Annotated in this window: 12 protein-coding genes and 1 pseudogene; 10 read left to right on the top strand and 3 right to left on the bottom strand. The window is 36.3% G+C overall.

The genetic code is table 11. The annotated features are described in order from the left end of the window. The first annotated feature begins 135 nt into the window (after nucleotides 1–135). From V3595_RS08655 to V3595_RS08645, 3 genes are all read left to right on the top strand, one after another. Complete coding sequence (locus tag V3595_RS08655) at nucleotides 136–939, top strand: carbon-nitrogen hydrolase family protein (protein WP_485906586.1); 804 nt, start codon at nucleotides 136–138, stop codon at nucleotides 937–939. Nucleotides 940–992: 53 nt separating this feature from the next. Next, complete coding sequence (locus tag V3595_RS08650) at nucleotides 993–2,345, top strand: APC family permease (protein WP_485906585.1); 1,353 nt, start codon at nucleotides 993–995, stop codon at nucleotides 2,343–2,345. A 417-nt stretch (nucleotides 2,346–2,762) separates the two neighbouring features. Continuing rightward, on the top strand, nucleotides 2,763–3,659 hold the full coding sequence (locus V3595_RS08645) for a DMT family transporter (RefSeq protein ID WP_485906583.1): 897 nt from the start codon (nucleotides 2,763–2,765) through the stop codon (nucleotides 3,657–3,659). Nucleotides 3,660–3,773: 114 nt separating this feature from the next. On the opposite strand, the gene V3595_RS08640 is transcribed toward V3595_RS08645, so the two are convergent. Further along, nucleotides 3,774–5,594 (bottom strand): laminin G domain-containing metallophosphoesterase family protein, encoded by a 1,821-nt coding sequence (locus V3595_RS08640; protein WP_485906581.1) that lies wholly within the window; start codon nucleotides 5,592–5,594, stop codon nucleotides 3,774–3,776. A 309-nt stretch (nucleotides 5,595–5,903) separates the two neighbouring features. Further along, complete coding sequence (locus tag V3595_RS08635) at nucleotides 5,904–6,308, bottom strand: hypothetical protein (protein WP_485906580.1); 405 nt, start codon at nucleotides 6,306–6,308, stop codon at nucleotides 5,904–5,906. 286 nt (nucleotides 6,309–6,594) lie between these two features. Here V3595_RS08635 and V3595_RS08630 point away from each other — a divergent pair. Both V3595_RS08630 and V3595_RS08625 read left to right on the top strand, forming a co-directional pair. Then, nucleotides 6,595–6,867 (top strand): annotated as a pseudogene (locus tag V3595_RS08630) (class I SAM-dependent methyltransferase); the annotation flags it as partial. Nucleotides 6,868–7,097: 230 nt separating this feature from the next. Further along, a complete protein-coding gene (locus V3595_RS08625; protein ID WP_485906578.1) occupies nucleotides 7,098–7,667 on the top strand; it encodes a GNAT family N-acetyltransferase in 570 nt (189 codons plus the stop codon). A 520-nt stretch (nucleotides 7,668–8,187) separates the two neighbouring features. Here V3595_RS08625 and V3595_RS08620 read toward each other — a convergent pair. After that, nucleotides 8,188–8,514, bottom strand: coding sequence for an antibiotic biosynthesis monooxygenase family protein (locus V3595_RS08620; RefSeq protein ID WP_485906576.1), 327 nt, complete (start codon nucleotides 8,512–8,514; stop codon nucleotides 8,188–8,190). A gap of 303 nt (nucleotides 8,515–8,817) precedes the next feature. Between V3595_RS08620 and V3595_RS08615 the strand changes: the two genes are divergently transcribed. The 5 genes from V3595_RS08615 (at nucleotide 8,818) to V3595_RS08595 (ending at nucleotide 13,238) form a co-directional block, all read left to right on the top strand. Further along, nucleotides 8,818–9,369: a dihydrofolate reductase family protein gene (locus tag V3595_RS08615; protein WP_476108169.1), complete on the top strand. Its 552-nt coding sequence runs from the start codon at nucleotides 8,818–8,820 to the stop codon at nucleotides 9,367–9,369. A gap of 144 nt (nucleotides 9,370–9,513) precedes the next feature. Then, nucleotides 9,514–10,479 (top strand): alpha/beta fold hydrolase, encoded by a 966-nt coding sequence (locus V3595_RS08610; RefSeq protein WP_485906575.1) that lies wholly within the window; start codon nucleotides 9,514–9,516, stop codon nucleotides 10,477–10,479. A gap of 18 nt (nucleotides 10,480–10,497) precedes the next feature. Beyond that, nucleotides 10,498–11,169 (top strand): response regulator transcription factor, encoded by a 672-nt coding sequence (locus V3595_RS08605; RefSeq protein WP_485906573.1) that lies wholly within the window; start codon nucleotides 10,498–10,500, stop codon nucleotides 11,167–11,169. Further along, a complete protein-coding gene (locus tag V3595_RS08600) occupies nucleotides 11,166–12,161 on the top strand; it encodes a sensor histidine kinase (RefSeq protein WP_485906572.1) in 996 nt (331 codons plus the stop codon). The genes V3595_RS08605 and V3595_RS08600 overlap by 4 nt, the downstream gene beginning before the upstream one ends. Before the next feature lie 207 nt (nucleotides 12,162–12,368). Then, nucleotides 12,369–13,238: a cation diffusion facilitator family transporter gene (locus V3595_RS08595; RefSeq protein WP_434169244.1), complete on the top strand. Its 870-nt coding sequence runs from the start codon at nucleotides 12,369–12,371 to the stop codon at nucleotides 13,236–13,238. Nucleotides 13,239–13,610 lie beyond the last annotated feature (372 nt).

Here is a 13,610-nt window from a genome sequence, read left to right as displayed (position 1 = left end):
AAATGATAAAGATTTATCTATTTTAATGAAAAAATTCATCATTTTTCTATTATTAAAGCATTCTTTGTTTAATAAATCAATATTGCAATAATTGGCACAATAATTGCAATTAATAAAGTAGAAAGGGTGATTCAAATGAAAATTTCATTAGCACAGTTCAAACCAAAACTAAAAGATAAACAAGCGAATGTACAAAAGATAGCAGCCTATATGAAGGAAGCCAAAACGGCAGGGGCCGATGTGATTGTGTTTCCGGAGTTGGCTATGACAGGTTATCTGTTAAAAGAGGATGTTAACAAATTTGCGGAAGAGGAGAACGGTCCAAACATTCAAACATTACGGGCAATTTGCAAAGAGTTGTCGCTCGCACTAGTTCTTTCCTTTCCTGAAAGAGAAAATGAGTTTTACTTTATATCAGTTCTCTATATTGATGAATATGGAGTCATTCTCGGAAAGTATAGAAAAACACATTTATTCCATACGGAAACGGACTATTTTTCAAGAGGAACGGAATACCCCGTTTTTTCTACCAAGTTTGGAAAAGTAGGGATGATGATCTGTTATGACCTTGAATTTCCGGAAGTGGCAAGAATTTTACGAACAAGCGGAGCTGAAATTCTCTTTATTACAACAGCCAATATGAAACCATATGAAGAAGCACAATCCATTTTCTTAAAAAGCCGGGCAATTGAAAATGAAATACCTATTGCAATTTGTAACAGACTTGGTAGAGAAGAAGAGTTAGAGTTTTTCGGTAGCAGCATGATTGTTGACCATACAGGCCGAGTGATGGCTGATGCGAAGGGTAACGAAGGTATCATTTCCGCGGCCATTGACTTAAAACCCAAAAAAGACCCCCGGTTAAATTATATTGGCAATGTAAACAAACAAATCTACTCAAAATTGACTGATTTACATCAAACGTCCGCCCGATCTTAATAACGGTCTCATCAAAAAGAACAAGGCTATTTAAACGAAAAGGAGGATTTCAAATGGAAAAGAATCGTGTTTCATTTAAACGAACATTAACATTGTCGCATGTTATATTATTTGGTCTTGCTTACATGACACCGATGGTTGTCTTTGGGACATACGGAGTGATGGCTGAGCTAACAAAAGGCCTTGTACCTGTTGCATATATCATTGCTTTAACTGCCATGCTCTTCACTGCTTACAGCTATGGTGAAATGGTGAAAGCCTATCCAGTTTCAGGATCAGCCTATACGTATACAAGGAAATCAATTAGCCCGCAACTCGGCTTTCTTATAGGCTGGTCCGTTTTATTGGATTATTTATTTTTGCCAATGGTAATCTGGCTAATAGGAAGCGTTTACTTGAACGCCGTTTTTCCATCTGTTCCATCTTGGGTATGGATCGTTGCCTTTATAGTTCTCACCACAACAATAAATTTAATCGGAACAAAAGTGATGAAGAATGTAAACCTTTTAATGATGGTTTTTCAATTACTTGTTCTTGTCCTATTTCTGGTTTTGTGTTTCTTGAATATTATCCAAGGCACTGGAGTAGGAACCCTGTTTTCTATGGAGCCATTTATGAGCGGTGAAACATCTTTCTCCCTATTATTTGCAGGAGCTTCTGTTGCCTGCTACTCATTTTTAGGGTTTGATGCAGTTTCCACTCTTTCCGAAGAAACGATTAATCCGAAAAAAACAATTCCAAAAGCAATTTTGCTCATTACGTTTATCGGTGGAGGGATTTTCATCTTCTCCTCTTACTTTCTTTACCTTGTTTTTCCCCACTATACAGAATTTCAAAATATTGATTCCGCAGCTTTTGAGATTGCCAAACTAATTGGTGGGAATTTTTTTAGTGCCCTTTTCCTCGCAGGATTAATCATTGCACAATTTGCTTCCGGTTTAACAGCTCAAACAAGTGCGGCTCGTCTTATGCTCGCAATGGGAAGAGATTCTGTTCTTCCAAAAAAGCTTTTCGGATATATTCATCCAGAATTCCGTACACCAGTGTTTAATTTATTTTTCATTGGCTGTATAGCTTTATTAGCCTTGACCTTTGATATAACGACCTCAACTTCTTTTATTAACTTTGGAGCTTTTGCTACTTTTATATTTGTGAATATTTCAGTCATTGCCCATTATTATGTAAAAGGAAAAAAACGCAGAGGGAAACATTTTTTACTTTATTTTCTCTTACCTGGCATCGGAGCTTCCCTTGATATTTGGTTGTTTTTGAACTTGGATAAGAACGCTTTACTACTGGGCAGCCTCTGGGCAACTATCGGTTTTGTTTATTTGCTGTTCTTAACAAACTTTTTTAAAAAGCAACCGCCTGAAATAAATTTTGATGAAGCGGAAGAAGCAGTTTAATTTTTAAATTATGCCTGATAATAATTTGATTTTATAATAAACTCGTAAAAACTATTAATTCCATATTTCTTTTAATTTTAGCTAGCCCGAAATGTTTGATTTTAAAAAGGGACTTAAGCTATCTATCTCAAAATAGGAGAGGGTAGAAGTAAATAGTACTTTCAATTTAGATAAAGAAAACAAGATAAGTTAATATAATTCTGAGTTATCGTCTTTAAGTTAATTACTAGGATTCTTGACGACAAAAATATTTGAAAAGGGAAACATGATTTTCAAACCTGATTCAACTTTGTATGAAGATTTCCTTGCCAAACTTTATCTGACTATACCACTTCACAGCAAGATAGGAATTATATTGAAGTTCTCCCGTATCCATGATACCTTCAGTTTATAGGGAATGGTTGGGAGGAATAGGTTTTGAACACAAAGGCATTTTTATTGGCATCTATTACAGTTATTATTTGGGGATCTACATTCGCTGCTATTCGTGCAAGCTTACATGGCGGATATTCAGCTGGCCATTTGGTACTTGTTCGTTATCTTATAGCTTCAGGAGTTTTTGTCCTTTATGCTCTTTGGCCCGGGGTGAAATTTCGACTCCCGAAAAAAGAGGATTTGTTGAGGATATCGATCCTTGCATTTATTGGTATTAGTATTTACCATATCGGGGTGACATTCGGGGAACAAACAGTTTCGGCGGGAACGGCTGGAATGCTGATTGGTTCAGCACCTGTATTCATCGCGATCATTGCTGCGTTCGTTTTAAAAGAACGCCTCGGCCTATTCGGATGGATTGGTTTAGGAATAGGATTCACAGGAATCACCTTAATAACATTAGGTACTGCAGGCCCTTCACTGAATATTTCTGAAGGTGCATTTTTAGTGCTGATGTCTGCTATTGCTTCTGCGGTGTTTTTTGTTTTCCAAAAGCCGCTGTTTAGCCGCTATAATCCGATTGAATTGACAGCTTATTTCACATGGATCGGAACAATACCCTTTTTTATATTTTTTCCTGGGTTATTTCAAGAAATTCAACAAGCTACATTGGAAGGTCATTTATCAGCGATTTTTGTTGGTGTTTTCCCTGCGGCCATCGGTTATGTAACTTGGGCAATCGCACTATCGTTAGGAAAAGCCAGTTCCGTATCTAGTTTGTTGTACATTGAACCTGTTATTGCCATTTTCGTCGCTTGGGTTTGGCTGCAGGAGGTGCCCAGTACCCTTTCAGTCATTGGCGGCGCAATTGCTATATTAGGGGTTCTTGTCGTTAATGGGTTAGGAAAGTATAAATCAGTGATGAAAAAAGCAGCATGAAAGATGCTTAAACAGACTAGTATAAATCGCAGCATTCTTGATTCATTATGGAGGATGTATGACTAAACACAAAGGGAAGGCACCCAAAAAAGGAATTCACCCAGGTTGATGAGGTCAATCAGATACACCTGGGGAATTGGATTTTTCCGCCTCTCTGAAATTAAATCTTTTTTTAAAGTCCCAATCTAATTTAAATGAATTATTTTCACCTGTTAAAAATTTATAATCGATATAGGATTTTTCTTTTTTGGACATTTCATCGACAAATGGCGAATAGGTCCGGAATAATAATACATTTTTCTTTTCATCAAATTCTACAAGTCTTAGCCAGCCATTACCCCCTCGATAATTCGTTTGGTAATTGACCAGCATTTGAATGACATCATTTCCTGCTGAGTTTTGTTTTACCCGATGTGCTATCCCATAATAATGTCCATTAACCGTCATGAATACTTGATTATGGTACTTTACGAGTTCATTCCAAATCAGCCGGCCATTAGACGATTCGACGGCAATGGTTTTATCATCCTTAATCTTCGGGAATATAATATCATGCGAGACGAGGATTGTCGGTTTATCTTTATGCTGGTCTAGAACTTTTTTTGACCATTCCAGATCCTTATGCAAATTTTTCATATCCACTATCAAGATTAGATATTCATAACTTCCTGCCTTAGCGATTGCATATGAACTATACCCAGAGTGAGACGACCCCTTATAGTATTTTTTATTCAAAAAACGCTGCGGCCCATAATGCGTTAAGAAAGGATCTCCGTCCGCATAGTCATGATTCCCAGCCGCCATCATATATGGAATTTCCTTTTTATCCAAATGGGAAATGGCTCCGAGGGAATTCTGCCATTGTTTTTCTGAATCACTATCGACAATGTCCCCAACAAATGTATTCATGATGATATTGTTCTTCTTGGTGTTATTGGAAATCCAGTTCATTTGGCTATTGAAAATCTCTGGATTTTGGCTTGAATATTTCTGGGTATCCGGGACAAATAGAAAATTATAATTCTTTTTATTCGTTAGAAAGGGTAAAGCTTTGTTTGATCCTTCGAATGGTTCATCGTCACGGGCATCCTGTACAAGCCATTCTTTTTCAGTTAAAGCCTTATTGGCAATTCGTATTTGCTGGATATTCCCTTTGAATAGTGCACTAAACTTATTTCCCCACTCAGATGCTCCGATGTTCCAGCCTTTCCCTTTAACTGCTGCAATACCGATTACTTTTTCCGATTTTCCGTAATCACTGACGCCATTCAAAGTCAGAGTAGTCGTGTCACCATCATTAACAACCGCCAAATGGTACCATTCATCAGCATTTAATGATCGAGACCAATTGCTTACATTATAATTTAAATTAGATGGATGGCTTGTCCAGTGGATTTTTTGATCACTGGATACAGTTAAAGCAGAAAGGATTTTCTTCTCGCCTTCCATTTTATTAAGATCTGCTGCCTGTCCTTGTCTAGAAAAAAGCCCCATGACATTCTTGGAATCGCTTGGTAACTTGAACACCGCTTCAATGGTAAACCCCTTATCGAATTTCTCCGAATTGATAGGGGAACCCTTTTTGGTTTTAAAATATCTTCCTGAAGGGGCGTTTTCATAATTAGCGAATTCCAAGCTATCCACTTTTTCTTGATCATGATAATCTTCTTCGGACCATTGAATCGTATTTTTTAATTCAGGCGAGGCAGGATCCCCTATCGTCACTAACTCTAAATCATTTCCATGTTTGCTTGTATCTTCTATAATTAAATTACCTTTATCGATTGAACCGCTTTTAACATGTTGTTTTGTGAATTTCCAATTTGCCACGATATTGCTTCGATTATTTTCAGCAACGGAATCAGCCGATTTGGCAATACCAGGAACAATCATACATAAGAGTGAGAGACCTATTAAAGCTTTTTTCATTCTCATAAACATCACCCCATTACATTTTGATTAAGCGATATACATTTATCCTTTTTACTACCTGGATTAATTTGTAGCTTACTAAGCCAAGGTAGATTCCGTTCAGCTGCAATATGGTATAGTTTGCTTATCTTCTCGATAACTTATTAAGGATGAGTAAAAAAGTCTTATTTCTACAAAATCCATTAGGGAATAAGTCCTAATGGTTTGTTTAACTTGTTAAATCAAGGTTTACAATCGATAGAAATCAATATGAAGAGATGTAGTTTGAAGGAATTTGAACATCAGATGGGGAGTAGGAAAACAAGCATACTGTTAATTGGAGTTAATGGACAAAACGAAGAAAAAGCAAAAAAAGAGACAGCCATAAGCTGTCTTTTTTTCACCATCTACAAATCCAAGTCCAACCAAATCCGGGAACCCATACTCTCCTACAGCGTGGAATCCATTGTCCGTGTTCCCAATGACCGCCGCCATGACCACCACCGTGTCCGTCCCAATGACCACCACCACCGTGTCCGTCCCAATGACCGCCGCCATGACCACCACCGTGACCGTCCCATTGACCACCGTCCCATTGACCACCGCCATGACCACCGCCATGACCACCGCCATGACCACCGCCATGACCACCGCCATGACCACCGCCATGACCGCCGCCATGACCACCGCCGTGTCCGTCCCATTGACCGCCGCCCGGGCCAGGTATTCGTTCTCCATCTATATAATAATGCACATTATTAGGGTAATAAGCGTAATTATAATTATACATTCAAGAAATCCTCCTTTTTTGTTTACCCTTTCAGACTATGTACAAAGGGTGGGAAGGGTCCTATATGGACAATGATGGACAACAAAACAGGGCTGCCTATTTATTGTTGTCAAAATAAAAGACAACAATATTAATGGCTGTTTTTTTTTTGCCTCATATTGAATTTTAAACACTATTAGTGCTTAAGTTGTTTTGTAATAATAAGAAAAAATTATCACTTTTTGACTTAACAAAACTTTTGTTTTCTCGGTTGAACATCCAATCTTTACATCTCGCAACGAACAAGCTTGGTATGTAGATGATCACGGAAATCATCTGCATTGGCCAGTTGACAACTATCAATCCGAAGGTGTGAGAGAAACAACCTTCTTAACCGAAAACGTAGTAAAGTATCATCGCACGATTTCAACATATATGAATGACTTGATTTGTGCTGGTTTCAGCATTAAAGCAGTAAAGGAACCGATGCCTTCTGATGAAATGTTAAAAAGTGTTCCTGAAATGTAAGATGAAAATCGAAGGCCCATGTTTTTAATCATTTCAGCAGTAAAGGAAACAAAAAATTCTTTTAATGAAGGAATTAAATAAATGGGAAAAAGGCGTTTCTACGAAAGTAGGGACGCCTTTTTAGTTATTAACATTAATTTTTAAGCAATAATGCGTTGATTATCTGCTTTAATTAGGTAATGATTAAAATAGTTAAATATGGAAAAGGGGATTTAGAGGAGGGAAATTGGATGGAGAAGGTATTTCCGCTTATTGAAACAAAACGATTGATTTTAAGGGAAGTAACAATAGAAGACGCGAATGATATGTTCAAATATCTATCTGATACGGATGTAGTGAAGCCAATGGGGTTAGATCCATGCCAAACCGTAAATGACGTATGGGATGAAATTAAGTGGTACGAATCTATATTCGAAGAAGGTTCGGGAATCAGATGGGGAATTACATTAAAGAATTCCGGTAAGGTTATAGGAAGTTGTGGTTTTCTGAATATGGTCTCCAAACATCATCGAGCTGAAATTGGATATGAATTAACTAAAGATCAATGGGGAAAAGGCATTGCGAGTGAAGCGTTGGAAGCCGTCGTTATGTATGGTTATCGTCACTTTCACCTTGAAAGGATTGAAGCCTTGATTGAACCGGATAATCTCCCATCCCAAAAGCTAGTGGAAAAGCAAGGGTTTAGAAGAGAAGGATTGCTAAGGCATTATGAATATACCTGTGGCAAATTCGATGATTTATATATGTACTCACTCATAAAAGAAGATCTTAACGGCATTATTCATTGTGAAGACCGCTAAGTACGAGGGGTCACATTTTGTCGATAAAGTGGGTTTCGGAATGCATTCATCCCAAAACCCTTTCATGATTTTACGGAGGGAATAATTACCACTTTTTTAAAGGGGATTTTAGCGATCTCAGGCTGAAGACAAACTCACTGGAAAGCTAGAACTAAAATTTATGAATTTTCACCCATAAAAAAACCGCTTTTACTTTTTTAGGGTTTGTAAATTTGAACGTTGATTTCCATTCCAGGCACTCGCTTTCCGCGGGCGGTCCGGGAGCCTCCTCGGCGCTCTTTGCGCCTGTGGGGTCTCCCTTGGACTCGCTTTTTCCGCAGGAGTCTCGTACCTTCCATTCCAATAAACTGGATTTTTTTTACACTTTAGGATGTTCATCCCAAACCGTGTTTAAGACTAGTTTCCATTATGGGTTTTTACTGTTTTATGAAACAGATTGAAGAAATTTACTATACTCCCAGAGAGTAACTGGCAGATACCAAAGACGCTTGCGGTTAGAACGATTTTTTAACTGAAGTCATTATTTGCTTGTATAATCTCTTTCAACCTTACAAATTCGGGTAGTGTATGACGAGTACCAATCTTTCATACCTTTTTCTTGTGCCTTTTTGTGAGCAACATTTTCCTTCCAAAGCCTAATGGCATCCAAGGACTTCCAATAGGATACGGTAATTCCTAACCCGTTTTGATCTCTTACGCTTTCGACTCCTAAATAGCCGTCTTGTTGAGCGGCAAGTTCATCCATGAATTCAGCGGTTGAATTATAGCTTGCGGCGTCCTTATCGCTTCTTTGCGAAGTGAAAATACAAGCGTAATAGGGCGGTTCGGGAGTATTTGCAAAAAGCATGAAATGATGCCTCCTTTTAACTTAATATTCAAAATAATACCACACAGGCGAGAATGAGGATAGATTCCCGGTAAAGAGGTACTCAGCAAAGAAAACAAGGAGGTAAGAAGCAGTATATATCACTGACTCGGAATTCTACGGAAGGGATTTTATTCTGATTCACGAATATATATTACTTTGACGCTTTTACAAAACAAGGAGATGGTTTTGAGTGCGGTGGATTCGTTAGCAAACATTATAGAAAGAGATGCATTTTTACCGAAAAAACGCAATATTCTATAATCACTTTTGGAGGGATGCTAAGTGGCAGAATTGGTATATCATGTAGCCGTTTCACTTGATAATTTCATTGCCGACCAAGCAATGTTGGAAGGGGATATCAATCATTCTTTTTTCTTATTTGAAGGAGATCATGTCCCGGACTTTTTATCCGATATCCAGCAATATGAAGCGGTGTTGATGGGAAGTAAAACATATGAATTTGGATTTCAATTCGGAGCTAAACCGGGTGAACCGGGATATAAGGGTTTGAAACATTATATATTCTCGAGCTCCCTTCAGTTTGAATCGAATGAGGAGGTAGAGCTTATCGAAGGAAACGCCGTTGCGTTTATTGAAAACCTCAAACAGCAAGGTGACGGAAAGCTATGGCTTTGCGGGGGCGGAGAACTGGCTGGATCGTTATTAAAACATAAACTCATTGATCAATTGGTGCTGAAAGTGAATCCAGTCATAATCGGTGAAGGCATTCCTCTTTTCGGCAGCGTTAAGCCAAGTCTAAAATTAGATTTAGTTGAAATGAAACAATATCCAAACGGTGTGATTAAACCGACATATAATATTATTTATACTTAGGGCTGCGCTGGCGCAGCTTTTTTAATGCAAATCAATGGACATTAAAAGGTGAATTTTTCTTTATTGAAAATATACAATGAAAATTAATTAGAAATTTATTTTTAACATATATCCTTTCAGTATAACTTGAAAGGAGTTTTCTATATGAGAAAAATGTTGAAAGTATCAAAGAATATATTTTTCACCTTCATTGCTATTATCTTATTTGTAGTATCAGCTGTTTTTATTTACCATAATTATCAAAAGGGCAAGGAAGCATCAATAATTAGTGTAGGAACATCCGTTGATTTTAATAACAAAGAAATTAATGTATATACGGAAGGAAGCGGGGAGGATACATACGTTTTTATGTCCGGTTCCGGGATTGCTGCTCCTATTTATGAATTGAAGGGATTATATAGTAAGTTTGCAAAAGAAAATAAGATTGCGGTCATTGAAAGAGCTGGATATGGATACAGTGATGTTTTTCATGATGATAGGGATATTGATGTAATTTTGGAACAAAGCAGGAAATCGTTAATGGAAAGTGGAAATAAACCTCCTTATATTTTGGTACCACACTCAGTATCAGGTATTGAAGCTATTTACTGGGCACAAAAATACCCAAGTGAAGTAAAGGGAATTATTGCTTTGGATATTGGTTTACCGCACCAATATGTAACTCATAAAATGGGCATGGTTGATTCATTGACAGTAAGAGGAGTGAATATTTTAACGAAAATGGGTTTGCACCGTCTTGTCCCTTCTGCTGTTTATAATCCCGAAGTGATTCGGCAATCATTCTTGACTGACCATGAAAAAGAAATGTATAAAGCACTATCATATAAACAGTTTTTTAATGATGATATGGAGCAAGAGCTTTTACAGAGTTACAATAATGGTAAAAAATCTGTTAACTTGCCGATTCCAAAAGAAACACCCATTTTATTTTTAGATGCGATTGCCGATGAAAATAAAAATTCAAAATATACAAAACAAAAAAATGAAGATTATGAGGAGTTTGCAGAGAAACTATTAAAAGCGGATGTAATAAAACTGAAAGAGACGCACAGCATTTATTTATACGCGCCAGATGAAATATATGATCTTGCAATGGAATTTATCAAATGAATATAGAAAGGCCCTGTGATGAAAAGATATAATATTTTAATTGTTGAAGATGATTTGATGATTGGTGATTTATTGAAAAAGATTTTGCAGCGCGAAGAGTATAATGTATGTTGGATGAAAGAAGGAAAAGGAATTATAGATATAATCCATGAGATGGATCTTATCATTATGGATGTTATGCTGCCAGGAGATGATGGCTATCAAATTACCAAGAAAGTAAAAAGTCTAGGATTAAATATTCCAGTTATTTTTCTATCCGCCCGAAATGATATGGATAGCAAACTTCAAGGTTTGACAATTGGTGAGGATTATATGACTAAGCCTTTTGATCCCAGGGAGCTATTACTAAGAATGCAGAAATTGCTGGAAAATCAATATGGTACTTTCACACAAATTAAACATTTATATATTGATGCCGAACACAAAAAGGTATTCAATAATGACTTGCATAATGAAGTGGTTTTTACTGCGATAGAGCGTAAAATATTTTTCTATTTATATGAAAATAGGAATCAGATTTTAACGAAGGAACATTTCTTTGAATATTTATGGCAGCTCGAAGATAGGAATCAAAATATCATTAATGTACATATAAAAAAAGTCAGAACAAAAATCAATGATAACACCGCAGAGATCATCCAAAATATATATGGAGAAGGGTATAGATTGAATACCTATATAAAGAAATGAAGTTAAAGAAAAAATACCAGCTATTGTTATTTATTGCCGTTATTAGCGTGCCATTTATATTGCTGTTCATCAGTATCCTTATGTCACTAGTTTATGATATGGCCTTTAAATCCAATAATAGTGACATTCCTTTTCATGAATCTTTTGCATATCCTACAATGCTGGGAGTATTTATTTTATCACTATTATTGTTAGCCTTCTTATTTTCCAAATCTATTAACTCGCTATTAAATAAAATAAATATATTGAATGAAACCATCAGGAATTTAGCCAGTGATGAGGAGATTCCGAATAAATTAGAGGTAAATAGCAATGATGAAATCGGGAAATTAACTAAATCGGTAAACTTACTAATTGAAAGAACGACCTATCGGGAATTGGAACTAAAGCAACAAGAGGAAATGAAAAAGGAACTCTTAAATAAATTAAGGCATGACATCAATACACCTTTAACAGCAGTAAGATTACAATTATTCTATTTAGAAGGTCAATATACGGATCAAGCTCCATTATTACAATCACTATATCAACAAATAAATTATATTGCCGAATTAACAAATGAATATAATATTCAATCCACAGATACGCTCGATAATTCCTATATATTAAATGACGAAGTGGATATGCACGATTTAATAGAAATGATGGTTAAAAAATGGGCCTATTTGTATAACATGCATGGTATTGAACTAGTATATCGGCCTTTAAATGAAGAGTTGGAATGGATAAGTAATGACTTGTGGCTCCAAAGGTTATTCGATAACGTTTTCCAAAATGTGTTGAATCACTCGAGGGCTGATAAACTTGTGATAACCATTGAAAATAACGAGGTCAGTATCAAGGATAATGGGGTTGGTTTTGATATCGATAGTAGTAAGGGGCTTGGCTTAAAAATAATCGAGGATATAGCTAAGACACTTCATATAAAATATAATTTGCAATCAAATGAAAGCGGAACTTTATTTTGTTTTACTTTCGAAAATACAAAATGAATCTCATTTGAATTAAGTTATTTTGCGGGGATGACATCCGTGGATTTTGTCAGGGACTCATGAATATCATTCTTTTCAGATAGTTTGCCTTATGCAACATAGTTATATATCACTTACTTATATAAAGCGATACAAAAAGGTTGCTATAGACCCACCCATTTTTAAGTTGATATGATATTCAGGTACTTAATTGTGGGGGGAAGTTGAATGGAAGAACAAAAATATAATGACCTCAAATTAGGCGAACGAGGAGCAATCATCAGTATAATTGCTTATATTTGTCTATCGATCATGAAGCTGGCTATCGGATACATAAGCGACTCAGCGGCCTTGAAAGCGGATGGTTTGAATAACACGACTGATATTATCGCGTCCATTGCCGTACTGATCGGTTTAAGGCTAGCTCAAAGACCCCCCGATAAAGATCATGGTTATGGTCATTGGAAAAGTGAAACGATTGCATCGATGGTAGCTTCATTTATCATGTTTGCTGTTGGTGTACAAGTATTGATAGATGCAGTTGCTTCCATGCTTAAAGGTGGAAAGGAATCACCTGACATTATTGCCGGGTATGTGGGTGTTTTATCAGCAATAGCCATGTATTTTGTATACCGATATAATAAAAAGCTTGCTATGAAAATTAACAGTAAAGCCGTTATGGCAGCTTCGAAAGATAATATTTCCGATGCTTGGGTAAGTATCGGAACAGCTATAGGGATTTTCGGCTCCCAATTAAACATGCCTTGGCTGGATCCCCTTACTGCAATCATTGTTGGATTATTAATATGCAAAACAGCCTGGGATATATTCATTCAAGCCTCGCATGAACTTTCTGACGGATTTGATGAAAATAAAATTCATCTATATAAGGATGTAATTACAAATGTCGATGGAGTCAAGGGGATAAAAGAAATCAAAGGGAGAAATTACGGGAACAATGAAGTGATTGATGTTGTAATCCTTGTCAATTCTACCTTGGATATTAAAGAAGCACATGATATAGCGACACATGTAGAAAAAGTGATGATGACAGATCATGGAGTGTATGATGTTCATGTCCATGTAGAGCCCAATTAATTTTCTCTTTTTATGAATTAAGAAAAAAGGGTATAAATCTGCTTTACAAACATATGAATAATATGCAATCATTAATTCATTACATTGGAAGGAATAGGTACCTTATACAATGAAGCAGTAATCTTATCAAATAAACAGTAAATCTAAATCAATTTCAATGGGTGTTATCGGTTAGATATATTCAATGAAAATACGCGTCACTTTGTTTGCTTACCGTATTTATCGGTAAGTTAAGTGAATTCACTTTTTCATTTGAACAAGAATCTTTTTAGATACCCATGTGAGATTTTTAATGATTATGTTTAGAGATGGGATACGTCTGTTCGTTTATAGGTACTAATTCATATACAACTACTTTTTCTGTTATCAAAT

The sequence above is a fragment of the Bacillus sp. CFBP9009 genome, from assembly GCF_036541465.1.
Classification (GTDB): Bacteria; Bacillota; Bacilli; order Bacillales; family DSM-1321; genus Peribacillus.
The sequence above is the reverse complement of the archived record's forward strand: the minus strand, read 5'-3'. Positions and strand labels throughout refer to the sequence as shown.